The sequence below is a fragment of the Novosphingobium album (ex Liu et al. 2023) genome (assembly GCF_029076845.1).
In the GTDB taxonomy this organism is placed as follows: domain Bacteria; phylum Pseudomonadota; class Alphaproteobacteria; order Sphingomonadales; family Sphingomonadaceae; genus Novosphingobium.
On sequence record NZ_JARESE010000065.1, the window covers coordinates 15,974 to 40,387 of the forward strand.

23 protein-coding genes are annotated in these 24,414 nt (G+C 67.2%); 15 read left to right on the top strand and 8 right to left on the bottom strand.

Annotated elements, in window-relative coordinates:
* The first annotated feature begins 34 nt into the window (after window positions 1–34).
* The 5 genes from PYV00_RS19445 (at window position 35) to PYV00_RS19465 (ending at window position 4,173) form a co-directional block, all read left to right on the top strand.
* Window positions 35–346 carry an FtsB family cell division protein gene (locus PYV00_RS19445; protein ID WP_275229976.1) on the top strand — a complete coding sequence of 104 codons (312 nt, stop codon included), beginning with the start codon at window positions 35–37 and terminating at the stop codon, window positions 344–346.
* A 108-nt stretch (window positions 347–454) separates the two neighbouring features.
* Window positions 455–1,543 carry a pyruvate dehydrogenase (acetyl-transferring) E1 component subunit alpha gene (pdhA, locus tag PYV00_RS19450; protein ID WP_275229977.1) on the top strand — a complete coding sequence of 363 codons (1,089 nt, stop codon included), beginning with the start codon at window positions 455–457 and terminating at the stop codon, window positions 1,541–1,543.
* Complete coding sequence (locus PYV00_RS19455) at window positions 1,543–2,931, top strand: pyruvate dehydrogenase complex E1 component subunit beta (RefSeq protein WP_275229978.1); 1,389 nt, start codon at window positions 1,543–1,545, stop codon at window positions 2,929–2,931. Before pdhA ends, PYV00_RS19455 begins: the two co-directional genes overlap by 1 nt.
* A gap of 61 nt (window positions 2,932–2,992) precedes the next feature.
* Window positions 2,993–3,670, top strand: a complete 678-nt coding sequence (locus PYV00_RS19460) for a squalene/phytoene synthase family protein (RefSeq protein WP_275229979.1) — start codon at window positions 2,993–2,995, stop codon at window positions 3,668–3,670.
* Between the two features lie 47 nt (window positions 3,671–3,717).
* Window positions 3,718–4,173, top strand: a complete 456-nt coding sequence (locus tag PYV00_RS19465; protein WP_275229980.1) for an EF-hand domain-containing protein — start codon at window positions 3,718–3,720, stop codon at window positions 4,171–4,173.
* Window positions 4,174–4,176: 3 nt separating this feature from the next.
* On the opposite strand, the gene trmFO is transcribed toward PYV00_RS19465, so the two are convergent.
* From trmFO to gyrA, 3 genes are read right to left on the bottom strand one after another with little or no spacing between them, the layout of a single operon-like run.
* On the bottom strand, window positions 4,177–5,517 hold the full coding sequence (trmFO, locus tag PYV00_RS19470) for a methylenetetrahydrofolate--tRNA-(uracil(54)-C(5))-methyltransferase (FADH(2)-oxidizing) TrmFO (protein ID WP_275229981.1): 1,341 nt from the start codon (window positions 5,515–5,517) through the stop codon (window positions 4,177–4,179).
* A 10-nt stretch (window positions 5,518–5,527) separates the two neighbouring features.
* Window positions 5,528–5,881 carry a DUF952 domain-containing protein gene (locus PYV00_RS19475; protein ID WP_275229982.1) on the bottom strand — a complete coding sequence of 118 codons (354 nt, stop codon included), beginning with the start codon at window positions 5,879–5,881 and terminating at the stop codon, window positions 5,528–5,530.
* Window positions 5,878–8,619, bottom strand: coding sequence for a DNA gyrase subunit A (gene gyrA / locus PYV00_RS19480; RefSeq protein WP_428981660.1), 2,742 nt, complete (start codon window positions 8,617–8,619; stop codon window positions 5,878–5,880). Before gyrA ends, PYV00_RS19475 begins: the two co-directional genes overlap by 4 nt.
* 374 nt (window positions 8,620–8,993) lie before the next feature.
* On the opposite strand from gyrA, the gene PYV00_RS19485 reads away from it, so the two are divergent.
* Window positions 8,994–10,352, top strand: coding sequence for a hypothetical protein (locus tag PYV00_RS19485; protein ID WP_275229984.1), 1,359 nt, complete (start codon window positions 8,994–8,996; stop codon window positions 10,350–10,352).
* 93 nt (window positions 10,353–10,445) lie between these two features.
* Here the strand turns inward: PYV00_RS19485 and PYV00_RS19490 are convergent, their stop codons facing one another.
* Entirely contained in the window at window positions 10,446–11,099 is a 654-nt protein-coding gene (locus PYV00_RS19490; protein ID WP_275229985.1) for a carbonic anhydrase, read from the bottom strand.
* 65 nt (window positions 11,100–11,164) lie between these two features.
* Here PYV00_RS19490 and lipA point away from each other — a divergent pair, with 65 nt between their 5' ends.
* Entirely contained in the window at window positions 11,165–12,127 is a 963-nt protein-coding gene (gene lipA / locus PYV00_RS19495) for a lipoyl synthase (RefSeq protein WP_275229986.1), read from the top strand.
* Window positions 12,127–12,588, top strand: coding sequence for a type II toxin-antitoxin system RatA family toxin (locus PYV00_RS19500; protein ID WP_275229987.1), 462 nt, complete (start codon window positions 12,127–12,129; stop codon window positions 12,586–12,588). The genes lipA and PYV00_RS19500 overlap by 1 nt, the downstream gene beginning before the upstream one ends.
* Here PYV00_RS19500 and PYV00_RS19505 read toward each other — a convergent pair.
* From PYV00_RS19505 to PYV00_RS19515, 3 genes are read right to left on the bottom strand one after another with little or no spacing between them, the layout of a single operon-like run.
* Window positions 12,549–13,046 carry a CinA family protein gene (locus tag PYV00_RS19505; protein WP_275229988.1) on the bottom strand — a complete coding sequence of 166 codons (498 nt, stop codon included), beginning with the start codon at window positions 13,044–13,046 and terminating at the stop codon, window positions 12,549–12,551. The genes PYV00_RS19500 and PYV00_RS19505 overlap by 40 nt on opposite strands.
* 1 nt (window position 13,047) lies before the next feature.
* The gene (locus PYV00_RS19510; protein ID WP_275229989.1) at window positions 13,048–13,578 is read right to left on the bottom strand and encodes a hypothetical protein; all 531 of its coding nucleotides are present in this window, start codon (window positions 13,576–13,578) and stop codon (window positions 13,048–13,050) included.
* A gap of 11 nt (window positions 13,579–13,589) precedes the next feature.
* Window positions 13,590–14,753, bottom strand: a complete 1,164-nt coding sequence (locus tag PYV00_RS19515; RefSeq protein ID WP_275229990.1) for a bifunctional 2-C-methyl-D-erythritol 4-phosphate cytidylyltransferase/2-C-methyl-D-erythritol 2,4-cyclodiphosphate synthase — start codon at window positions 14,751–14,753, stop codon at window positions 13,590–13,592.
* A gap of 77 nt (window positions 14,754–14,830) precedes the next feature.
* On the opposite strand from PYV00_RS19515, the gene dusB reads away from it, so the two are divergent.
* From dusB to hflX, 7 genes are all read left to right on the top strand, one after another.
* The gene (gene dusB, locus PYV00_RS19520) at window positions 14,831–15,847 is read left to right on the top strand and encodes a tRNA dihydrouridine synthase DusB (protein WP_275229991.1); all 1,017 of its coding nucleotides are present in this window, start codon (window positions 14,831–14,833) and stop codon (window positions 15,845–15,847) included.
* The gene (locus PYV00_RS19525) at window positions 15,844–16,968 is read left to right on the top strand and encodes a two-component system sensor histidine kinase NtrB (RefSeq protein ID WP_275229992.1); all 1,125 of its coding nucleotides are present in this window, start codon (window positions 15,844–15,846) and stop codon (window positions 16,966–16,968) included. Before dusB ends, PYV00_RS19525 begins: the two co-directional genes overlap by 4 nt.
* Window positions 16,965–18,380, top strand: a complete 1,416-nt coding sequence (locus PYV00_RS19530) for a sigma-54-dependent transcriptional regulator (protein WP_275229993.1) — start codon at window positions 16,965–16,967, stop codon at window positions 18,378–18,380. Before PYV00_RS19525 ends, PYV00_RS19530 begins: the two co-directional genes overlap by 4 nt.
* A 112-nt stretch (window positions 18,381–18,492) precedes the next feature.
* The gene (locus PYV00_RS19535) at window positions 18,493–20,664 is read left to right on the top strand and encodes a sensor histidine kinase (RefSeq protein ID WP_275229998.1); all 2,172 of its coding nucleotides are present in this window, start codon (window positions 18,493–18,495) and stop codon (window positions 20,662–20,664) included.
* A 22-nt stretch (window positions 20,665–20,686) separates the two neighbouring features.
* Window positions 20,687–22,084: a sigma-54-dependent transcriptional regulator gene (locus PYV00_RS19540; protein WP_275229994.1), complete on the top strand. Its 1,398-nt coding sequence runs from the start codon at window positions 20,687–20,689 to the stop codon at window positions 22,082–22,084.
* Between the two features lie 126 nt (window positions 22,085–22,210).
* On the top strand, window positions 22,211–22,786 hold the full coding sequence (gene hfq / locus PYV00_RS19545) for an RNA chaperone Hfq (protein WP_275229995.1): 576 nt from the start codon (window positions 22,211–22,213) through the stop codon (window positions 22,784–22,786).
* A 20-nt stretch (window positions 22,787–22,806) separates the two neighbouring features.
* Window positions 22,807–24,138: a GTPase HflX gene (gene hflX, locus PYV00_RS19550; protein WP_275229996.1), complete on the top strand. Its 1,332-nt coding sequence runs from the start codon at window positions 22,807–22,809 to the stop codon at window positions 24,136–24,138.
* Here the strand turns inward: hflX and PYV00_RS19555 are convergent.
* Entirely contained in the window at window positions 24,115–24,363 is a 249-nt protein-coding gene (locus PYV00_RS19555; RefSeq protein ID WP_428981659.1) for a hypothetical protein, read from the bottom strand. The genes hflX and PYV00_RS19555 overlap by 24 nt on opposite strands.
* Window positions 24,364–24,414 lie beyond the last annotated feature (51 nt).

A 24,414-nucleotide genomic window follows, 5' to 3' on the forward strand; every position in this document is an offset into this window, starting at 1 on the left:
AAACATTGATTCACTTATGATTCTATCGGTTGCCATGAGGACGATGCGGCACGAGCCCAAACTTGCCAGGGAACGGCTGATGCAGGGGTTGGCTCTGGCCTGCCTGCTGGTCATGGGCGGTTTCCTGCTGGCCGGGCCCAGCGGCCTGATCGCCTGGAGCGAAAACCAGCAGATGCTCGAACAGCGCCGCACGGAAATCGCGCGCCTGACGTTTGAGCGTGATGCCCTGCGCAACCGGGTCAACCTGCTCGATCCGCGCCATGCCGACCCGGACCTTGCGGGTGAACTGCTGCGCAGCGATCTCAACGTCGCGCATCCCGATGAAATGGTGATGCTGCTCCACTGACGGAAATTTCCGGTCCTCAGGCCGCAATAAATGCGCTCGCGGCGCTTTCTCCCCGGCGCGTCAGACTCTATATCCCTGCCGAACCCAAGCGAACAGAGGGGAGCGCCATTGCCCAAAGCCGCGAAGAGCGACGCCACGCCCGAGACTTCATCCCCCGGGACTTCCGCCGACGATGGCGATTTCGCCCTGCACAGCCTGCAGGAAGCGCTTGGCGCCAATCCGCGCTACAAGGCGAGCAAGGAGGAACTGCTCGCGCTCTATGAGCAGATGCTGCTGATCCGCCGGTTCGAGGAAAAGGCGGGCCAGCTTTACGGCCTGGGCCTGATCGGCGGGTTCTGCCACCTGTACATCGGCCAGGAAGCGGTCGCGGTCGGGCTGCAGTCCGCGCTCAGGGCCGGGCTCGATTCGGTCATCACCGGCTATCGCGATCACGGCCACATGCTGGCCTATGGCATCGATCCCAAGGTCATCATGGCCGAACTGACCGGGCGCCATTCGGGCATCTCGAAAGGCAAGGGCGGCTCGATGCACATGTTCAGCGTCGATCATGCGTTCTACGGCGGCCACGGCATCGTCGGCGCGCAAGTCTCGTTGGGGGCGGGGCTGGCCTTCGCGCACAAGTACCGCGAGGACGGCGGCGTCGCGATGGCCTATTTCGGCGATGGCGCGGCCAACCAGGGCCAGGTCTACGAAACTTTCAACATGGCCTCGTTGTGGAAGCTGCCGATCATCTTCGTGGTGGAGAACAACGGCTATGCCATGGGCACCGCGGTGAAGCGCGGATCGGCCGAGACGCATTTCTACCGGCGCGGCACCGCCTTTCGCATTCCCGGCCTCGACGTGAACGGCATGGACGTGCTCGAAGTGCGCCAGGCGGCCGAAATCGCCATCGAATTCGTGCGCGGCGGCAATGGCCCGGTGCTGCTGGAGCTGAACACCTATCGCTATCGCGGCCACTCGATGTCCGATCCCGCCAAGTACCGCAGCCGCGAGGAAGTGCAGGAAGTGCGCGAGAAGCGCGATCCGATCGATCATGCCAAGCAGGAACTGATGGCCATGGGCGTGACCGAGGCCAGCCTGAAGGACATCGACAAGCGCGTGCGCGCCACCGTCGCCCAGGCAGCCGACTTCGCCGAAAGCTCGCCCGAGCCCGAGCCTGCCGAATTGTATACCGACGTGCTGGTGGAGCGCTACTGATGGCGATCGAACTGAAGATGCCCGCGCTCTCGCCCACCATGGAAGAGGGCAAGCTGGCCAAATGGCTGGTCAAGGAAGGCGACGAAGTCTCGTCTGGCGACATTCTCGCCGAGATCGAGACCGACAAGGCGACGATGGAATTCGAAGCGGTGGATGAAGGCACTGTCGGCAAGATCATGGTGCCCGAAGGGACCGAGGGCGTGAAAGTCGGCACGGTGATCGCATTGCTCGAAGGCGAGGGCGAGGAAGCCCCGCCAGCGGCGGCGACGGAACCCGAGAAGCCTGCCCCCACGCCTGCCGCCGAGCCGGCCGCCCCCGCATCGGAGAAGAAGGCGGACAGCGGCGCGGCCCAGCTCGCGGCCGAGACGAAGCCGGCGAAGGACCCCGAACTGCCCACCGGCACCAACATGAAGATCTCCACCGTGCGCGAGGCGCTGCGCGACGCCATGGCCGAGGAAATGCGCCGCGACAGCCGCGTCTTCGTGATGGGCGAGGAAGTCGCCGAATATCAGGGTGCCTACAAGGTGACGCAGGGCCTGCTCGAAGAATTCGGCCCCGGCCGGGTGATCGATACGCCGATCACGGAATACGGCTTTGCCGGCATCGGCACGGGCGCGGCGATGGGCGGCCTGCGCCCGATCGTCGAGTTCATGACGTTCAACTTCGCGATGCAGGCGATCGACCATATCGTCAATTCGGCGGCCAAGACCAACTACATGTCGGGCGGCCAGATGCGCTGCCCGGTGGTGTTCCGCGGCCCCAACGGCGCCGCCGCGCGCGTCGCCGCGCAGCACAGCCAGAACTACGGGCCGTGGTATGCCAGCGTGCCGGGCCTGGTGGTGATCGCGCCTTACGACGCGTCGGACGCCAAGGGGCTGCTCAAGGCGGCGATCCGTTCGGAGGACCCGGTGGTCTTCCTCGAGAACGAGCTGGTCTATGGCCGCAACTTCGAATTGCCCGAGCTTGACGATCACGTCCTGCCAATCGGCAAGGCGCGCGTGGCGCGCGAGGGCAAGGACGTGACCATCGTTTCCTATTCGATCGGCGTCGGCATCGCGCTCGATGCCGCGGAAAAGCTGGCGGGCGAGGGCATTGATGTCGAAGTGCTGGACCTTCGCACCTTGCGTCCGCTCGACAAGCAGGCCGTGCTCGACAGCCTGGCCAAGACCAACCGGCTGGTCGTGGCCGAGGAAGGCTTCCCGGTCTGCTCGATCGCTTCTGAGATCATCGCGATCTGCATGGAGGAAGGCTTCGACGATCTTGACGCCCCGGTGCTGCGCGTCTGCAACGAGGACGTGCCGCTGCCTTATGCCGCCAATCTCGAAAAGGCGGCGCTGATCAATGTCGACAAGGTCATCGCGGCGGTCAGAAAAGTGACTTACCGCTAGCCTTTCAGCCTTCAGGCGGCCCCGCTTTTTGGGTCCGCCGGGCGGGGCCAGGGACACATGCGTGGCACAGCCGGACGGGACTCTTGAAACGCTGCACGAGACGCTGCCGCTCGCACAGCGCCTTGCGCTCAGCTATGCGCCCGCCGCCGCGCGCGATCCGGTGCTGGCGCTGTTCGCGCTCGATGCCCGGCTGGCCGGGCTGATCCGCCATTCGAGCGAGCCGATGCTCGCGCAATTGCGCCTGGCCTGGTGGCGCGAGACGCTGCGGCGCGATGCCGGCGAATGGCCCGAGGGCGAACCGCTGCTGGCGGCCCTGCGCGGCTGGCGCGGCGCGCATGGCGAGCTGGAAGTCCTGGTCGATGGCTGGGAAGCGCTGACCGCGCCCGCGCCTTTGCCCGAAGCCGCCTTGCGCCAGCTTGCCGAAGGCAGGGCGGCCGCCTGCGCCGCGCTGGCCCACGCGGTGGGCGCGGCCCGCGATGCCGGCGCGGCCGGAGCGCTGGGGCGGGCATGGGCCCATTCCGATCTTGCCATGCGCCTCAGCCGGCCCGACGAGCGCGAGGCGGCGCGGCGCCTGGCGACGCGGGAAGCCCCGGCGCGCCCGCGCGTGGCGCGCGCGCTGCGCCCGCTGGCGGTACTGGCCGCGCTCGCGCAGCGACGGATGCGGCTGGGCGAGGAAAGCGCGGCCCATTCGCCCGCCGCCATGCTGCTCGCGCTGCGCGTGGGATTGTTGGGTTCCTGAGCGGCTGCTAGGAATTTTCGCGCATCGGCAAAAGGCGGGGAAGTGGCATGAACCGGATCGTGGTGGGCGCCTTCGTGGCGCTGCTGTTCATGGCGGCGGGCCTGTTCTGGATGCAGGGCCGGGCCGAAGTGGAACAGGGCGCGCCCCTGCCCGAAGCGCCCCCGGCAAAAGCGCCCGAAGCGCTGCCCAGCGCCGATGTCGCCGGCCTGCGCGGTCCCGCGCCGCCCGAAGCCACCGAACTGACGCGCGAGCAGCGCCGCTTCGGGCGCTATGACCGCGATCGCGACGGGCGGATCACCCGCAACGAACTGCTGGCGACGCGCACCGCCGCGTTCCGCAAGCTCGACAAGGATGGCAACAACCTGCTGACTTTCGAGGAATGGGCGGCGGCAACCTCCGACAGGTTCGCCAGCGCCGATGCCAACCATGACCTGTGGCTGTCGCCCGACGAATTCCGCAGCACCGCGCCCAGGCCGCAACCCAGGCCCAAGTGCGGCTGCTGATCCTCAGGCGCTCGCCGCCTCGCCCAGCCATGCGCCCAGATCCTGCTTGGCGCGCGCGGTATAGGCTTCCTTGCGCTGCTTCTTCTTCACTTCGGGCAGGGGCGGGAACAGGCCGAAATTGACGTTCATCGGCTGGTAGCTGTCGGCTTCGGCATCGCCGGTGATATGCGCCAGCAGCGCGCCGAGCGCGGTGGTCCGCGGCGGCGCGCGCCATTCGCGGCCCGCGATATCCCGCGCCGTCATCATCCCCGCCATCAGGCCGACGGCGGCGCTTTCGACATAGCCCTCGCAGCCGGTGATCTGCCCGGCAAAGCGGACGTGCGGCGCGCTCTTCAGCCGCAGTTGCCGGTCCAGCAACTCGGGCGAATTTAGGAAGGTATTGCGGTGCAGGCCGCCCAGCCGCGCGAATTCGGCCTGTTCCAGCCCCGGTATCGTGCGGAACAGCCGCACCTGCTCGGCGTGCTTCAGCTTGGTCTGGAAGCCGACCATGTTCCACAAGGTGCCCAGCTTGTTGTCCTGCCGCAGCTGCACCACCGCATAAGGCCAGCGCCCGGTGCGCGGATTGTCCAGCCCCACCGGCTTCATCGGCCCGAAGCGCAAGGTTTCCACGCCGCGTTCGGCCATGACCTCGATCGGCATACAGCCATCGAAATAGGGGGTGTTCGCCTCCCATTCCTTGAACGCGGTCTTCTCGCCCGCCATCAGCCCGGCGTGGAAGGCAAGGTATTGCTCCTTGTCCATCGGGCAGTTGATGTAGTCCCTGGCCTCGCCGCCCAGTTTCGATGGCTTGTCCCAGCGCGAGGCCATCCAGCACACGTCCATGTCGATCGTCTCGCGATAGACGATGGGGGCGATGGCATCGAAGAAGGCGAGGCTCTCGGCCCCCGTCGCCGCGCCGATGCTGCCCGCCAGTGCCTGGGCGGTGAGCGGGCCGGTGGCAACGATGGTCAGGCCCGCCACGGGAAGCTGGTCGATCCGCTCGCGCACCACGTCGAGCGAGGGCAGGGCAGCCAGCGCCGCCTCGACTTCGGCGGAGAACACGTCGCGGTCCACCGCCAGCGCCGATCCGGCGGGCACTTGCGCCCTGGCGGCAGCGGCCATGACCAGCGATCCGCACTGGCGCATCTCGTGGTGCAGCAGGCCGACCGCGTTCTTCTCGTCATCATCGGAACGGAAGCTGTTCGAGCAGACCAGTTCGGCCAGCGCATCGGTCTGGTGCGCGGGCGAGCGTTCGCCGGTTCCGCGCATTTCCGAAAGACGTACGCGGATGCCGCGCCGGGCGAGCTGCCAGGCCGCTTCGCTGCCGGCCAGGCCGCCGCCGATGATATGCACGTCGTACGTCATTCGCCCGCGCCTAACCCGCGACCGGTGGCCGGATCCTGCCTTCGTCGTCGCGCTCGATCGGGCCATAGGCGATCACCGCCGAAAGCGGCAGCGGCGCGTAGATATGCGGGAACAGCGCCCCGCCGCGCGCCGGCTCCCACTTCACCGCATCGCCCAGCGCGGCCAGATCGACCGCCGCGACATGGAGATCGTCCTGCCCGGCGAAGTGCTTGTCCACCGTCTCATCAAGCTGTTCGGCCGTCGAAAGATGGATATAGCCATCGGCCACGTCGATCGGCGCGCCGGCGAACGTGCCGTCGGCTTCCAGCGCGGCCATCTGCGCGGCGGTCAGCACCTTGAAGGCGACGAGCGGGGTTTCGCTCATTCGGCCTCGTCCCCGGCCGCATCCTCGCCCGTTTCGTCACCATCATCCTGATCGTCGCGATCGCGCGTCGTCGGGATCGCGGTGTCCTCGGCGGTGCGGCCGATCAATTCCTCAACGATCGCTTCCTCAGCGTCGTTCTCGGGATCGGCGGTCTCGTCGATGCGCACCGCGCTGACCACGTGCTCGTCCCCGGCGACATCGAACAGGCGCACGCCGGCGCTGCCACGGCCGATCACCCGCAGCGAATCGAGGCCGATGCGGATCAGCTTGGCCTGGTTGGTCACCAGCATGAGCTGGTCCGCCTTGGTCGCGGCGAAGCTGGCCACCACCGGGCCGTTGCGGGCGATATTGTCGATATTGGTGATGCCCTGGCCGCCCCGGCCGGTGCGGCGATATTCATAGGCGGACGAAAGCTTGCCATAGCCGTTGGCGCAGACGGTGAGGATGAACTGCTCCTTCTCCGCCAGTTCGGCGAAGCGCTCGGCCGGCAGGTTGGGCTCGCCTTCGCGCTCGGCTTTCCACGGCGCGAAGCGCAAGTATTCCTCGCGCTCCTCGGCCTGCGTGCCGACGCGGTGCAGGATCGAGAGCGAGACGACCTCGTCCCCGCCCTTCAGGTTCATGCCGCGCACCCCCGTGGACGTGCGGCTCTGGAACTGGCGCACGTCGTCGCCGGCAAAGCGGATCGCCTTGCCCTCGCGCGAGGCAAGCAGGACATCGTCATTGGCATCGAGCAGGGCGACGCCGATCAGCCGGTCATCCGCGTCATCCTCGAAGCGCATGGCGAACTTGCCGTTCGACGGGATGTTGGCGAAAGCATCCATCGAATTGCGCCGGACATTGCCCTTGGCCGTGGCGAAGACGACATGGAGCGCGCCCCAGGTGCCTTCGTCCTCGGGCAGTGGCAGCACGGTGGCGATGGTCTCGTCCTTGTCCAGCGCGGGCAGGAGGTTGACGATCGGCCGGCCGCGCGTCGCCGGGCCGCCTTCGGGCAGGCGCCAGACCTTGAGGCGATAGACCTTGCCCGAGGTGGAGAAGAACAGCACCGGGTTGTGCGTCGACGTGACGAACATCTCGGAGACGACGTCCTCGTCCTTGGTCGCCATGCCGGCGCGGCCCTTGCCGCCCCGGTTCTGCGCGCGGAAGGTGGAGAGCGGCGTGCGCTTGATATAGCCGTCCATCGTCACGGTCACGACCATGTCGTCGCGCTCGATCAGGTCCTCGTCCTCGATCCCCTCGACCGCCTCGACGATCTGCGAAACGCGCGGCGTGGCGAAGGCATCGCGCACCGCGACCAGTTCCTCGCGCATGACGGCATAGAGCTTGCGCCGGTCAGCCAGGATCGCGAGGTATTCCTCGATCGCGGTGGCCAGTTCCTTCAGTTCGTCACCGATCTCGTCGCGGCCAAGCGCGGTGAGGCGGTGGAGCCGCAAGTCCAGGATCGCCTTCACTTGCGCTTCGGACAGGCGATAGGTGCCGCCTTCCTGCTCGGCATTGGGCTCGATCGCTTCGACCAGGCGAATGTACGGCGCGATGTCGCCGATCGGCCATTCCCTGACAAGCAGCCGCGCCCGCGCCTCGGCGGGGTTGGGCGCCTGGCGGATGATCGCGACCACTTCGTCCAGGTTCGAGACGGCGACGACCAGGCCCAGCAGGATATGCGCCCGGTCGCGCGCCTTGTTCAGCTCGAACTTGGTGCGCCGGGTGATGACCTCTTCGCGGAACTGGATGAAGGCGTGGATAATGTCGCGCAGCGCCAGCGTTTCCGGGCGGCCGCCCCGGATCGCCAGCATGTTCGCCGGGAAGCTCGATTGCGCCGGCGTGTGCCGCCAGAGCTGGTTCAGCACCACTTCGGGCGTGGCATCGCGCTTCAGTTCTATCACCACGCGCATACCCAGGCGGCTGGATTCGTCGCGGATGTCCGAAACGCCCTCGATCCGCTTGTCCTTGGCCGCTTCGGCGATCTTCTCGACCAGGCCGGACTTGCCGACCTGGTAGGGGATCGAGGTCAGCACGATCGAGCGCCGGTCCCCGCGCCCTTCCTCGATCTCGTGCTTGCAGCGCATCAGGATCGAACCGCGCCCGGTGACATAGGCCGCCCGGCTGCCGGACTTGCCCAGGATCAGCGGCGCGGTGGGGAAATCGGGGCCGGGAATGATCTCGAACAATTCCTCGGTGGTGATCGCCGGGTTGTCCATGAAGGCCAGGCAGCCATCGATCACTTCGCCCAGGTTGTGCGGCGGGATATTGGTCGCCATGCCGACCGCGATGCCGCCCGCGCCATTGACCAGCAGGTTGGGAAAGCGCGCCGGCAGGACCGAAGGCTCGCGCCGCGACCCGTCGTAGTTGTCGACGAAGTTGACCGTGTCCTTGTCGAGATCGTCGAGCAGGCTGTTCGCCACGCGGGCCAGCCGCGCCTCGGTATAACGCATCGAGGCGGGCGGATCGGGGTCCATCGAGCCGAAGTTGCCCTGGCCATCGACCAGCGGCAGCCGCATCGACCAGTCCTGCGTCATGCGCGCCAGCGCGTCATAGATCGCCGCATCGCCATGCGGGTGGTAGTTACCCATGACATCGCCGACGATCTTGGCCGACTTGCGGTAAGGCCGCCCGGCGACGAAGCCGCCTTCCTGGCTGGCGAAGAGAATGCGGCGGTGCACAGGCTTCAGCCCGTCGCGCACATCGGGCAAGGCGCGGGCCACGATCACGCTCATCGCGTAATCGAGGTAGCTGGTCTTCATTTCATCGACGATGTCGACGCGGGGGTATTCGCCGCCAGGGCCGGCAGGTTCCAGAATTTCGGTGTCTTCGCTCACGCGGGGCTATCGTTTCTTGTTGTGGGGGATAGTCTTGTCGAATGCCCTAGGCCAAGCGGCGCGGGAATGCCACCCGAAGGGGCCGGATGGCCCCGGCAAGTCATTCGTTTTCCACATTTGCGGCGTTCTGAGTGAACGCTTGCGACGAATCGCATTCAATCGGGGTTCAGTGGCGGATGTCTAGGCCCGCTGCCAGGTTGCCAAGCGGGCATTTCCCGGCCAGTACCGGCACCGCTGTTTCGCGCGTGGCCACGCCTTTTTGGCGTCGGCCCGCTTCTTTTTGAGAGGAGTTTTCAGGCATGGCTCGCAAGTATCTGATTTCTCGTGTCGCGCTGGCGCTTGCCCTGTCGGGCGGCATGGCCACGGCGGCACTTCCGGCGATGGCCGCCGCCAAGGAAAAGGAAAAGGCACCCAAGATTGCCTTCTCCAAGGAATTCGCCGCCGCCGCCGGCGATCTCGACAAGGTGGTGGGTGCCGCTCCGCAGAACGCCGCCGTCACCGCCGCCAGCGAAAAGCTGCGCACGGCGCAGACGCCCGAAGCCAAGGCGGCCGCTGCGGCCGAAGTGGATGCCGCGCTGGGCGGCGCCAAGGCGAAGCTCGCCGCGGCCAGCACCGTGGCCACCACGCCGGGCGACAAGATCAAGCTGGGCGAGCTGACGCGCAACGTCGGGGTGCTGCTGGCCGATCCGGCGATGCAGCACAGCGGCCTTGTCACCATGCTCCAGAGCGGCGCGCTGCTGCCGGAGAACACCGGGCAGGTGCAGTACCTCGCGGGCATCACCGCTTACCAGACCGGCGACTATGCCGGTGCGACGAATTATCTGAAGCAGGCCAAGGACGGCGGCTATGCCGACAAGGACGGCCTGATCGACCGCGTCCTGGCCGATGCCTACAAGCGCACCGGCAATACCGGCGCGGCGCTGGCGCTGGCGCAGCAGGAAATCGCGGCCGCGCGCGCCGCCGGCACCAAGCCGACCGACACGGCGATCCGCACCGCGCTCCAGGCCGCCTATGACGCCAAGCAGACCAGCGCTGCGATCGACCTGGCGATCGAGCTGGCCAAGGACTATCCGAACGCGAAAAGCTGGACGTCGTCGATCTCGGTGGTGCGCGCGCTCTCGGGCCTGCAGGGTCAGGACAATCTGGACCTGATGCGGCTGATGGCGCGGACCAATTCGATGAACGACAAGCGCGACTACCTCGAATACCTCCAAAACGCCGATCCGCGCCGGCTTCCGGGCGAAACCCTGAAAGTCATCGACGCCGGCATCGCCGCGGGCAAGCTGACTTCAGCCGATGTCGCCGAATACCGCCAGATCGCCAGCAGCCGTCTGGCGGCGGACAAGGCCTCGCTCGCCAGCCTGGAGCGCGATGCCCGCAGTGGTTCGGCCTCGGCCGCGACGGCCACGGGCGCGGCGGACGCCTTCCTCAGCTATGACGAGCCCGCCAAGGCCGAGGAACTCTACAAGGCCGCGCTCACCAAGCCTGGCGTCGACAAGGATCGCGCGCTGACGCGCCTGGGCATCGCCCAGGTCGATCAGGGCAAGATCGCCGACGCACAGCAGACTTTCGCGCAAGTCGGCGGCACGCGCACCGTGATTGCCCGGCTCTGGTCCGCCTATGCCGAAAGCAAGGCGAGCGGCGCGACGGCGCAGTAAGCCGTTTCGGTTCAGCCGGAAACCGAACCTGAAATGCAAAAGGGGCGTCGGGAAACCGGCGCCCCTTTTTTCGTGCCGGCTTTTCGCGCGACCTCAGGCCACCGGGGCGAAGCGGCCGGACTCGCTGTCGAGGACGTGGAGAATGCCGTCGGAGATCGCGAAGAACGAACCGCGCAGCCGCAGTTCTCCATCGCGCACCTTGCGGCGGATGCAGGGGAAGGTCATCAGGTTGTCCAGGCTGACGCGCACCGCAGCCTGCTCCATCTCGCGCTCGGCCGGGCGGCCTTCGGTGCCGAAGGTTTCGGCGATGGGATCGCGCACGCCATCGAGCAGGCCGATCCAGTCGGCGATGAAGCCGCCTTCGCCGGGCTGGCTGCCATGGAGTTCCTGTGTCAGCGCCGCCTTGCAGCCGCCGCACATGCCATGGCCCATGACCATGATTTCCTTGACCTTGAGCACTTGCACGGCGAATTCCAGCGCGGCCGAAACGCCGTGGTGGCCAGGCGCGGTCTCGAACGGGGGGACCAGCGCGGCGACATTGCGCACGACGAAGATCTCGCCGGGATCGACATCGAAGATCTGTGAGGGATCGACCCGGCTGTCGGAGCAGGCGATGATCATCACTTCGGGTTGCTGGCCTTCACCCAGGCGGCGCCAGCGATCGCGGTGCGGCGTCCAGCCGATCTCGCGAAAACGACGGTAGCCTTCGATCAGGTGATCCAGTTCGGGAGAGGATGCGTGAGTCATTTGCCCTCCATGGCGTCGGAGATTGGCACTGGCAAGGCCGCAGACATGCGACTATCTGGGCCACTATGAACGACCTCTCCGCCGCACCCAAGCCGCTTCCCGCAGAAACCCCCGCAGAGGGCGGGCGCCAGCGCAAGCCCGACTGGATTCGCGTGCGCGCGCCCACCTCGAAAGGTTACGGCGAGACGCGCCAGCTCATGCGCGATCTCAATCTCAACACCGTGTGCGAGGAAGCGGCCTGCCCGAACATCGGCGAGTGCTGGACCAAGAAGCACGCGACGGTGATGATCCTGGGTGATACCTGCACGCGCGCCTGCGCCTTCTGCAACGTCAAGACCGGGATGCCCGGCCGGGTCGATCCGCTGGAACCGGGCCACGTCGCCGAAGCCGCCGCGAAGATGGGGCTGGAGCACATCGTCATCACCTCGGTCGATCGCGATGACTTGCCCGATGGCGGCGCCGGCCAGTTCGTCAAGGTGATCGAGGCGCTGCGCGCGGCGACGCCCGCCACGACGATCGAAATCCTGACGCCCGATTTCCGGGGAAAGATGCGCCCCGCCATCGAGGCGATCGTCACCGCGCGGCCCGATGTCTACAACCACAACCTGGAGACCGTGCCCCGGCTCTATCCGACGATCCGGCCCGGCGCGCGCTATTACGCCTCGCTGCGGCTGCTGGAGGAAGTGAAGCGCCACGACCCGTCGATCTTCACCAAGTCCGGCGTGATGCTGGGCCTGGGCGAGCAGCGGCTGGAGGTCCACCAGGTGATGGACGACATGCGCTGCGCGGACATCGATTTCCTGACCATGGGGCAGTACCTGCGGCCGACGCCCCGGCATGTCGCGGTGGCGGAGTTCGTCACGCCCAAGGCGTTCGATGCCTACGGCGCGATCGCGCGGGCCAAGGGCTTTTTGCAAGTCGCCTCCTCGCCGCTGACCCGTTCGAGCTATCACGCGGGCGATGATTTCCGCCAGATGCGCGCCGCGCGCGAGGCGCAGCTTGCCAGGGCCGGAGCCGGCGCGCGCTGATGCCGGGCATCCATGAGATCCGCAAGCTGCCCTACAGCGCCGAGCAGATGTTCGATCTTGTCGCCGATGTCGGGCGCTACCAGGAATTCCTGCCCTGGGTGGTGGCGACGCGCGTGCGGTCCGACAGCGAGACCGAGATGGTCGCTGACATGCTGGTCGGCTTCAAGGCGCTGAAGGAGAAGTTCACCTCACGCGTGGAAAAGCGGCGGCCGGAGGAAATCCGCGTCCACTATGTCGATGGCCCGCTGCGCGATCTCGACAACCGCTGGCTGTTCCACCCGGCCGCAGGCGGCGGCTGCGAGATCGAGTTCGACGTCGATTTCGCCTTCCGCAATCCGCTGTTCGAAAAGCTGGCCGGCCAGTATTTCGATCGCGCCTTCCGCAAGATGGTGACGGCGTTCGAGGAACGCGCCGCCGCGCTTTACGGCAGCAGCAGCTCGAGCGCGACCAGCGTCGCCTGACGGCGGATTTCCGCGCGGGTCTTGCCGTCCATCAGTTTCTGTTCGGCATTGATCTCTTCCTCGCCGCGAAACGCGCGCGCGAAGACCACGGTGCCCACCGGCTTGAGATCGGTGCCGCCGTCGGGGCCGGCGATGCCGCTGATCGCCACCGCCACATCGGCGTCGCTGTGCTTGAGCGCGCCTTGCGCCATGGCCCAGGCGGTCGCGGGCGAAACCGCGCCGAACGTCTCGATGATGTCTTCCTGAACGTCGAGCATCTCGCGCTTGGCTTCGTTGGAATAAGTCACGAAGCCCCGGTCCAGCACCGCCGACGAGCCGGCAATCTCGGTGATCGCGGCGCAGACCAGCCCGCCGGTGCAGCTTTCCGCCAGCGCCAGCTTGCGCCCGGCGGCGGCGTTTTCAGTGACCACCCGCTGGGCCAGGGCGATCACGTCTTCGGGAAGCAGGCTGCTGGTCATGTCAATTCTCGCACAGGCTGAACTTGCCGACCCTGGCCTTGCCCGACTTGCTGGCAAGGCCCACGGTCAGCGCGATCAGTTCGGCGGTATTGGTGGGCGGCAGCGGCGCAAGCAGGCGGATGACGCTGTCGATCGTCGCGCATTTTTCCACCGGGATGTTCTGTTCGACCAGCCCTTCGAGCGTCAGATCGAATATCTGCATCAGCGATTCATCGGGCAGCGTGGCGATCTGGCTGTTGATCGCCGTGTTGTCCGCCAGGCCCAGCTTGAAAAGCGCCGTCTTGGCGCCGGCCCAGCTTCCCTGCTTCTGCGCCGCATAGCGGGTGGCAAGCTCACCGCCGCTCTTGCGCAGGAAGGCATCGGGCTTGAGCGTGGCCGAACAGCGCTTGGTCGTGCCGTTGATCATGCTGGGCAGGGCATAGGCCGCCAGCGAGGAGAATTCGCCTGGCGAAAGGCAGGCGGGTTCCGCCGCCTGGGCGATTCCCGGCACCAGGGCCAGGCTGGCGGCGGCGAAAAGGGCGAATGCGCGCATCGCGTGGTTCCTCAGTTCCGTATCAGGCAAACCGCCGCCTGCGCGGCGATCCCTTCGCCCCGGCCGGTGAAGCCCAGGCGCTCGCTCGTCGTGGCCTTGACGCTAATCGCGGCGCTGTCAACGCCCAGGATTTCGGCCAGTCGCGCGCGCATCGCAGCGCGGTGCGGCCCGATTCTGGGCGCCTCGCAGATGATCGTGACATCGGCGTTACCAAGGCCATAGCCCGCCTCGGCGACGAGCCGCCCGGCATATGCGAGGAACCGATCGGAGGATGCCCCGCGCCACTGCGGATCGGACGGCGGAAAGTGCTGGCCGATATCCCCCGCGCCGATCGCGCCGAGCAGGGCATCGACCAGCGCGTGAATGGCGACATCGGCATCGCTATGCCCGGCAAGCCCTTGCGAATGTTCGATCCTGACGCCGCACAGCCACAGCTCCTCGCCATCGGCCAGGCGGTGCACGTCAAAGCCGGTGCCGACGCGCATCGGCGCGGCCGCCGGGGCGAAATCGCTGGCGAAGGTCAGCTTGTGCAAGGCCTCGTCTCCCTCGACCAGCGCGACGGCGATGCCGGCCGCCTGCGCCACTTGGGCATCATCGCCCGCATCGGGCGCGCCGTCCCAGTCGCGGTGCGCGGCAAGAATGGCGGCGAAGCGGAACGCCTGCGGCGTCTGCACCCGGCGCAGCGCCTCGCGCCGCGCGGGCGGGCCCATTTGGCCGTCGGCCTCGGCATGGGCGAGGCTATCGACGACCGGCAGCACCGGGATCGCCGCCTCGTGGGTTGCCAGCGCGTGCGTCAACCGCGCGATCACCGCCGCGGGCAGCAGCGGCCGGGCCGCGTCATGGATCAGCACCGCCGCCGGATCATCGGCCACCAGCGCTTCCAGCCCGAACCGCACCGATTGCTGCCGGGTGCCGCCGCCCACGGTCAGGCGAACATCGTCCAGCCCGCGCAGCGCCGCGCGCGCCAGTTCCTCGGCCCCTTCGGGTATCGCGACGATCACGGGCGACACGCCCGCCGCCAGCAGCGCCTCCACCGAGTGGCGCACCACGGGCTTGCCGCGCCACGCGGCGAACTGCTTGGGCAGCGGCTGGCCGGCGCGAAGCCCCTGGCCGGCCGCGACGACGACCGCCGCGATCCGGGCCTTCGCGGCCGAAAGGGCATTGTCCCAAGGCATGACGCCCGCCGGTAATCGCTTGCCGAGGCGAGGGCAATCCACTATGCGCTGCCTGTTTTTTAGGCAGCCAGACACGCATGAAGCCGCTTCCCCCCGCCCCCGAACTGAAGCCGATCGCGGTCGGACCCGTGACGATCGACTGCCCGGTGATCCTGGCGCCGATGACCGGCGTCACCGATCTGCCGTTCCGCAAGATGGTTCGCCGCTTCGGCTCGGGGCTCAACGTCACCGAGATGATCGCCAGCCCGGCCGCCATCCGCGAGACGCGCCAGTCGATCCAGAAGGCGGCGTGGGACGCGGCCGAGGAGCCGGTGTCCATGCAGCTTGTCGGCTGCGAGCCGGCGCAGATGGCCGAGGCGGCCCGGCTCAGCGCCGATCGCGGCGCCGCGATCATCGACATCAACATGGGCTGCCCGGTGCGCAAGGTGGTCAATGGCGAGGCCGGATCGGCGCTGATGCGCGACCTGAAGCTCGCCGCCAGCCTGATCGAGGCGACAGTCAAGGCGGTGGACGTGCCGGTGACGGTGAAGATGCGCATGGGCTGGTGCCATGACAGCCTGAACGCGCCCGAGCTCGCGCGGATCGCCCAGGATCTGGGCGCGCGGATGATCACCGTCCACGGCCGCACGCGCAACCAGATGTACAAGGGCGAGGCGGACTGGGGCTTTGTCCGCCAGGTCAAGGAAGCGGTGTCAGTGCCGGTGATCGTCAACGGCGATATCTGCACGATCGACGATGCTGCGCGGGCGCTGGAGCAATCGGGCGCCGATGGGGTCATGATCGGGCGCGGCGCTTACGGCCGGCCGTGGCTGCTGGCGCAAGTCATGCACTGGTGGCGTCACGGCACCACGCTGCCCGAACCGACCCTGAACCAGCAGTATGACCTGATCCTGGAGCATTACGAAGGGATGCTGGCGCTCTATGGGCATGACACCGGCGTCAGGATGGCGCGCAAGCACCTGGGCTGGTACACCAGGGGCCTGCCCGGCTCGGCTGAATTCCGCAACCGCGTGAACTTCATCGACGATGCCGGCGCCGTGGTCCGCGCGCTGGGCGAATTCTACGCGCCGTTCCGGCACCGCCAGGCGGCATGACCGTAGCGACGACCGTTCCGACGGCGAACCGCCAGCTCGCCAGCCTGCCCCATGCCGTCGTCCTGCTCGAACCGGGCCTGACGATCGCTTCGGCCAATCCGGCGGCGGAACAGTTCTTCGGCCAGAGCCTGCGGCGCATCGCCGGGCAGAAGCTGGTCGACGTGCTCTCGCTTTCCGATCCCCGGCTGCTCGAACGGCTGAACGACTTCGAGACACCGGTATCCGCGCGCGAGATCGTCGTCGCGGTGAAGGGCAGGGGCCCCCGGCGGATCGACATCAATGTCGCCCCGGTGGCCGATACGCCCGGCTGGCAAATCCTGACGATCCAGGACGCCAGCGCCAGCGACGCGCTGGGCGATGACGCGGGCGGGCCGGACAACGCCGTGCTGCGCGGCCCGGAAATCATGGCGCACGAGATCAAGAACCCGCTGGCCGGGATTCGCGGCGCGGCCCAGCTTCTGGCCCGCCGGATCGACGAGCGCGACCGCGCGCTGACCGACCTCATCACCTCCGAAGTCGATCGCATCGCCACCCTGATCGACCAGATGCAGAAGCTCAGCCGCCGCACCGCGCCGCCGGTGGAGCCGTGCAACCTACACGAAGCCGCCCGCCGCGCGATCGACGTGCTGAACGCGGCCGACGCCACCCGCCCGCGCGGCCCGCGCATCGAGGAGGAATTCGATCCCTCGCTGCCGGCCGTGCTGGGCAGTCCCGACGGGCTGGTGCAGATCATGATCAACCTGCTGTCCAACGCCTGCGAGGCAAGCCAGGGATCGCCGGGCGGGCGCGTCGTCATCCGCACGCGCTTTGCCAGCGGCCTGCAGCTTCACTCCAGCGTTTCGGGCAAGCCGCTGCGGCTGCCAGTGGAATTGCGGGTCAGCGACAATGGCCCCGGTGTCGATCCGGCGATGCGCGAACACATCTTCGAGCCTTTCGTCACCACCAAGAAGACCGGGCAGGGCCTGGGCCTGCCGCTGGTGCGCAAGCTGGTGCGCGACATGAACGGGCGCATCAGCCACGAGCGCGACGAAGGCACGGGCTGGACGCATTTCCGCGTTCACCTGCCGCTAGCGCGCGAGATGCGCAGCCGCGTGACGCGTACGAAGAAGGTGCCGGCATGAGCGTGCTGCTGGTCGAGGACGACACGTCGATCGCCATCGTCATCACCGCCGCGCTGGAGGCAGAGGGCTTTGTCGTCACGCGCTGCGAGACGCTGGCCGAGCGTGACCGCCTGCTGGCCGGAAGCCGCTATTCCGCGCTGGTCACCGATGTCATGCTGCCCGATGGCGACGGCATCGAGACGCTGGGCGCGGTGCGCGATGCCTATCCGGCGATGCCGGTCATCATCCTGTCCGCGCAGAACACGCTCGATACCGCGGTGCGCGCCACCGATACCGGCGCGTTCGAGTATTTCCCCAAGCCCTTCGACATCGACGAACTGGCCCGCACCGTGCGCCAGGCGATCGGCACCGCCGGCACCGCCGCGCTCGCGGGCGAGGAGCCGCTGGGCGACGGGCTGCCGCTGGTCGGCCGCAGCGCGACGATGCAATCGGTGTTCCGCATGATTACGCGCGTGCTGCGCAACGATCTGACCGTGCTGATCCTGGGCGAATCGGGCACAGGCAAGGAACTGGTCGCCGAAGCCATCCACGAGCTGGGAAACCGCAGGACAGGGCCGTTCATCGCGGTCAACACCGCCGCGATCCCCGCCGAGCTGATCGAAAGCGAGCTGTTCGGACACGAGAAGGGTGCCTTCACCGGCGCGGTCGCCCGGCATATCGGCAAGTTCGAGCTGGCCGCGAGCGGCACGCTGTTCCTCGACGAGATCGGCGACATGCCGATGCAGGCGCAGACCCGGCTGCTGCGCGCGCTGCAATCGGGCCGCATCCGCCGCGTGGGCGGTGTCGACGAGGTGGAACTGGATGTGCGCATCATCGCGGCGACCAACAAGGATCTGGAACCGCTGATCGCGGAGGGCCGTTTCCGCGAGGATCTCTATTACCGGCTCAACGTCGTGCCGATCCACATGCCGCCACTGCGTGAGCGGCGCGACGATATCGACGTGCTGGCGCGCCATTTCCTCCAGCTCGCGGCGAGCGAAGGCCTGCCCCGGCGGCAATTGACACCGGAAGCAGCCGAGATCCTGCGGCGCCAGTCCTGGCGCGGCAACGTGCGCGAACTGAAGAATTTCGTCTATCGCCTCGCCCTGCTGGCGCGCGAGGAAACCATCGACGCGGACAGCGTCTTCCCGCTGCTCGCCTCCGATGCCGGCGCGGCGGCAGAGCCGGCGGGAACCGCGCCTGACCTTGACAGCGCGGTCACGCGCTGGCTGACGGCGCAGCGGCTCGCGCCCGGCACGGTCTATGGCGCCGCGCTGGCCGCGTTCGAACGGCCGCTGTTCGCCGAAGTGCTCAGGGAAACCGGGGGCAATCAGCTGCGCGCGGCGCAGACGCTGGGGATCAATCGCAACACCTTGCGCAAGCGGCTGAGCGAGCTGGCGCTCGATCCCGAGGAATTCACCCGCCGTTCCTGATTGAGGCAGGAGCGAATTGGGGCTTGCAGCCAGGCAACAGGGGTGTTGTAACGAGGCAACGATGAACCAGGTTTCACCCACACGCCGTACCTGGCCGCGATGGTGGCGGCGTATGCAGGTCGCGGCGCGCCGGGCGAACCTGTTCGCGGTGATCGAAGCGCTGTCGATCGTCGCCTTCCTGGCGATGACCGCCATCACCTGGGCCGCGCTCAACGAAAGCGCGGATCGCAGCGAATTGCTGCCGTCCTATCTCACCGCCACGCTGCTGATCGGCTCGCTGGTGCCGGCCATGGCGATCCTGGTCCTGCTGGGGCGGCGCATGGCCTTGCGCCGCGCGGCCGAAACCTCGGGCGGCACGGGCCAGATGCACGTGCGGCTGGTGTTCTTCTTCTCGCTGATCGCCTCGATCCCGACGCTGCTGGTGGTGATCTTCGCCTCCTGGCTGTTCCAGTCGGGCGTCGAGTTCTGGTTTTCGGACAGTTCGCGCGGGCTGCTGGAAAACGCGAACAAGCTGGCGCGCGGCTATTACGGGCAGGCGCAGCGCGACGTGGGCTACGAATCGCTCGGCATGGCCGGGGACATCGGCACTTATCTGAGCCAGGGCCCGATCACGAGCCCGCGCTTCGCCGAGGGTTTTTCCTACCAGGTGCTCAACCGCAAGCTGACCGAGGCAGCGATTCTCCAGCGCGGGCCGGATGGAAGCCTGAGCACTGCGGCCATCGTCGTGCCCGAAGGCAAGCCGAGTGAAAACAAGATCCCCGCCCAGACGCTGGACCGGCTGGCCAAGGGCGAGCCGATGGTGGTGACGGCGAACGCCAACAAGATCGAGGCCGTCGTCCCGATCGACCGCGAGACCGGCGTCTATCTCTACACCGCGCGCAGTTCCGACCTTCTCGCCTTCAGCCAGGGCCAGCGGGCCGAGAACATCGTCCAGGCCTATGAAGTGCTGACCCGGCGGGCCAGAGTGCTGCAATTGCGCTTCAACGTCGCGCTGTTCGTCGCCTCGCTGGCGCTGGTCGGTCTGTCGGTCTGGTTCGCACTGCGCTTCGCCGACCGGCAAGTGAAACCGCTGTACGAACTGGTCGATGCCGCCCGGCGCGTGGGCAGCGGCAATTTCGCGCTGCGCATCCTGGGGCGTACCGGATCGGACGAGATCGGCCTGCTCAACCGCGCCTTCAACCGCATGACCGCGCAGATCGAGAAGCAGACGCAGGCACTGCTGGGCGCCAACCAGCAATTGCAGGAACGCCGCGCCTTCATCGAGGCGGTGCTCGAATCGGTCACTTCGGGGATCATCTCGATCGACGGTGAGGGCCATATCCTGCTGATCAACAGCACCGCGCAGAAATTGCTGCTCGATCCCGGCGAGCCCGGCCCGGTGGGCCTCTCGCTGGGCGAACTGGCGCCGCAGATCGCGGCGCTGGCCGAATCCGACGCATCGGGCGGCATCGTGCAGTACAACAAGCACGGCGAACTGCTGACGCTGGCGATCAAGACGAGCCGCGACCGCACCGGCCATGTCATCACGTTCGAGGACATCACCCGCCAGTTGCTCGACCAGCGGCAAGCCGCCTGGTCCGACGTAGCGCGGCGCATCGCGCACGAGATCAAGAACCCGCTGACGCCGATCCAGCTTGCGACCGAGCGCCTCAGCCGCCGCTACCGCAAGCAGATCGTGGACAATCCCGAGTTGTTCGAGGATCTGACCCGCACGATCATCCGCCAGGTGGGCGATCTGCGGAAAATGGTCGACGAGTTCTCCTCGTTCGCGCGGCTGCCCAAGCCGGTGTTCCGCGCCGAGGACCCGGTGTCACTCACGCGCCAGGCGCTGTTCCTGCAGGAAGTGGCGCGGCCCGACATCGCCTTCGCCTTCACCAGCGATCCCGGCATCGGCCGCATCGCCTGCGATCGCCATCAATTCGGGCAGGCGATGACGAATGTTCTCAAGAATGCGGTGGAAGCCATTGAAACCAAGGAAAGAGAAGCCGATGAAGGCTATTCCGGCCGGATCGCCGTGGAAGTGCGCGAAGCCGGCGAATCGATCCTCGTGCGCATCACCGACAATGGCATCGGCCTGTCGCAGGATCGCGAGAGGATCATCGAGCCATACGTCACCACCCGCGAGAAGGGCACGGGCCTGGGCCTCGCCATCGTCAACAAGATCGTCGAGGAGCACGGCGGGGAAATGACGTTCACGCCCGCGCAAGGCGGGGGAACCACAGTGACCATGCGGTTCGCCGCCGATCCGCTCCACCAGGGTCGCAGCTCGGAAGCCGCCGAATGACATTCAACGCGAAGAAGATCCCATGGCCCTCGATATCCTCATAGTCGATGACGAACGCGACATTCGCGAACTGGTCGCCGGTGTGCTGAGCGACGAGGGGTACGATTGCCGCACCGCCGGTGACAGCGCCGCCGCGCTGGCCGCGGTGGACGATCGCCGCCCCTCGCTGGTGCTGCTCGACGTCTGGCTGCACGGCAGCCCGATGGACGGGCTCGAAGTGCTCGACGCGATCAAGGCGCGCGAACCCGAGCTGCCGGTGATCATCTTTTCCGGCCACGGCAATATCGACACCGCCGTGGCGGCGATCGGGCGCGGCGCGGTCGATTTCATCGAAAAACCGTTCGAGGCGGAAAAGCTGCTCCACCTCGTCGGGAAGGCCACCGAGACCGAACGGCTGCGGCGCGAGAACGCCCAGTTGCGGCAGGACCATTCCACCGGGGAGGAATTCACCGGCAGCAGCGCGGCGATCAACCACGTGCGCGCGACGCTGAAGCGGGTGGCCAACACCGGCAGCCGCCTGCTGATCTCCGGCCCGGCCGGCGCCGGCAAGGAAGTGGCCGCGCGCCTGCTTCATTCGTGGAGCCCGCGCGCGGGCAACGCCTTCGTCAGCGTCAATTCGGCGCGAATCACGCCCGAACGCTTCGAGCAGGAACTGTTCGGCGAGGAGGCGGACGGCAGCCTGGTGCGGCCGGGCCTGCTGGAGATGGCCGATGGCGGCACGCTCTATCTCGATGAAGTGGCCGACATGCCGCTGTCCACCCAGGCGCGCATCCTGCGCGTGCTGACCGATCAGGCCTTCGTCCGGGTGGGCGGATCGCGCCAGATCCGCGTCGACGTGCGCGTGGTCTCGTCCACCTCGCGCGATCTGGAAAAGGAGATCCTGGAGCGGCGTTTCCGCGAGGATCTGTTCTACCGGCTCAACGTCGTGCCCGTCAGCGTGCCCGCGCTGCGCGACCGGCGCGACGACATTCCCGCGCTGGTCGACCACTTCTTCACCCGCTACGCCGCCGAGCAGGGGGTATCGCCGCCCGAAGTCAGCGCCGAGGCGATGACCGCGCTCCAGGCCTACGAATGGCCGGGCAACGTGCGCCAGTTGCGCAACGTGGTGGAACGCACGGTGATCATGGCCCCGCGCGAGAAGCTGGACCGGATCGAGGCGGAAATGCTGCCGCCCGAGATCTTCAGCGCGCGCGTGCAAGGCGATTCGCGCGTCTCGGTGATGATGAGCGCGCCGCTGCGCGAAGCGCGCGAAAGCTTTGAGCGTGAGTATCTGCGCGTGCAGATTCGCCGCTTTTCGGGTAACATCTCAAAGACTGCCTCGTTCATCGGCATGGAACGGTCGGCGCTGCACCGCAAGCTCAAGCTGCTTGGCATGTCCGAGCGGAAAGATACTGATAACGAAGAGGAAGACGGCGAGTAAGGATAGCGCATTTTTCGCGTTTACTGCACTGCAGCAAGTCAGTAGATTCGCTGTGCCACCGGCTCGGCCATCAGGTCGGGCCAGATTGCGGACCGCAGTGGCGGCCGCCAAGAATAGGAGAAAGTTATGGCTGGACGTACTCTTTCAGCTCGGCCGAAGCCGGCATCGGCGCCGGAAACCGCTTCCGCTCCGGCAGAAGCCCTGACCCCGCAGCTGAGCGGGAAGCCGGGGCAGAACCTTCAGGACCAGTTCCTCAACCTCCTGCGCAAGAACAAGACGCCTGTCACCATGTTCCTGGTGAAAGGCGTGAAGCTGCAGGGAATCGTCACCTGGTTCGACAATTTCTCGATCCTGCTGCGCCGCGATGGCCAGTCGCAGCTTGTCTACAAGCACGCGATCTCCACGATCATGCCCAGCACGCCGATCGACGTCCGCCCCTTCGCGGGCGTGGGCGACACGGGCAAGAAAGTGCGGCTGCTGCAGGACGTATTCCTCTCCAGCATCCGCGATGCCGGCGTGCAGGTAACGATGTTCCTGATCAACGGCGTGATGCTGCAAGGGCGCGTCGCGGCCTATGACCTGTTCTGCATGTTGCTGGAACGCGAAGGCTATGTGCAGCTGGCCTACAAACATGCCGTTTCGACGATTCAGCCGGTGACGCCGGTCGATCTGCAGTCGCATGAAGACAGCGAAGAGGACTGAGGGCTGAAAAGACGCGGAACTTGAACGACGAACTTCAGGGTGAGGTGACTCGCGGCGCGCGGGCGCTGGTGGTCTATCCGCAAATGCGGACGAAAGGCGGCCAGGATGCCGAAGCGCGCCTGGAAGAAGCCAAGGGGCTGGCCATGGCGATCGGCCTCGTCGTGGCCGAGGCTTTCGCCATTCCCATCCGTGAGCCGCGCGCGGGCACGCTGTTCGGCGCCGGCCAGGTCGACAACATCGCCATCGCCTGCGAGCAGTCCGAAGCCGAACTGGTCGTGGTCGATGGCTCGCTTTCGGCAATCCAGCAACGCAATCTGGAAGAGCGGCTGAAGCGCAAGGTGATCGACCGCACCGGCCTGATCCTGGAGATCTTCGGCGAGCGCGCGGCAACGGCCGAGGGCCGGCTGCAAGTCGAGCTGGCGCATCTGGATTACCAGGCCGGCCGCCTGGTGCGGAGCTGGACTCACCTGGAACGCCAGCGCGGCGGCTTCGGCTTCCTCGGCGGCCCCGGCGAGACGCAGATCGAGGCGGACCGCCGCATGATCCGCGACCGCATGGCGCGCATCCGCCGCGAGCTGGAGCAGGTGCGTCGCACGCGCGGCTTGCATCGCGATCGGCGCGAGAAGGCGCCGTGGCCCGTCGTGGCGCTGGTCGGCTACACCAATGCCGGCAAGTCAACGCTGTTCAATCGCCTGACCGGAGCGGCGGTGATGGCCGAGGACCTGCTTTTCGCCACGCTCGATCCGACGATGCGCGCGGTGCGGCTGCCGGGCCTTGAAAAAGCGATCCTGTCCGACACGGTGGGCTTCATTTCCGACCTGCCGACGCAGCTGGTCGCCGCTTTCCGGGCGACGCTGGAGGAAGTGACCGCCGCCGATCTCATCCTCCACGTGCGCGATATCGCCAATCCCGAAAGCGAGGCGCAGAAGCGGCAAGTGCTGGACGTGCTGGAGGAACTGGGCGTCATGGGTCGGACCGACGGCGATGAGGGGGGCGATCCGCCGATCCCGATCGTCGAAGTGTGGAACAAGTGGGATCTGCTGCCGCCTTCGCGGGCCGCCCAGCTAGAGGAAGCCATGGCCGCGCGGCCCGAGGAGATCATCGTCCCGGTCTCGGCGCTGACCGGCGCGGGTTGCGATCGCCTGCTGGAGATCGTCAGCGCCCGGCTGACCCGCGACGCGCGGTTGCATACTTTCGTGCTGCCGGCCAGCGACGGGCAGCGCATCGCGTTCCTCCATGCGCGCGGCGAAGTGGTGTCGGAGCAGCCGGCCGAGGAGGGCGCGCAGGGCCCCCAGGTGCGCTTGCAAGTGCGCCTGTCGGACCGCGAGCTAGGACGTTTTTCCGCGCTCTGACGCCTTCACCGCTTGCCAGAGCGCTTCCTGGTCGTCGAGCGACAGCGAAGCGAAATCCTTGCCCTGGGCCGCCGCGAGCGCTTCCATCTCGCGGAACCGCCGCTCGAACTTGCGGTTGGTCGCGCGCAGCGCGTCCTCGGGCGAGATTCCGAAGCTGCGAACGATATTGACCGCGACGAACAGCACGTCGCCCGCTTCCAGCAGGCGTTCTTTGCGCGGCGACAACTACGATGGCCGGTTGAGCGGCGACTATGATGGCCGGTAGGATCGGTTGTC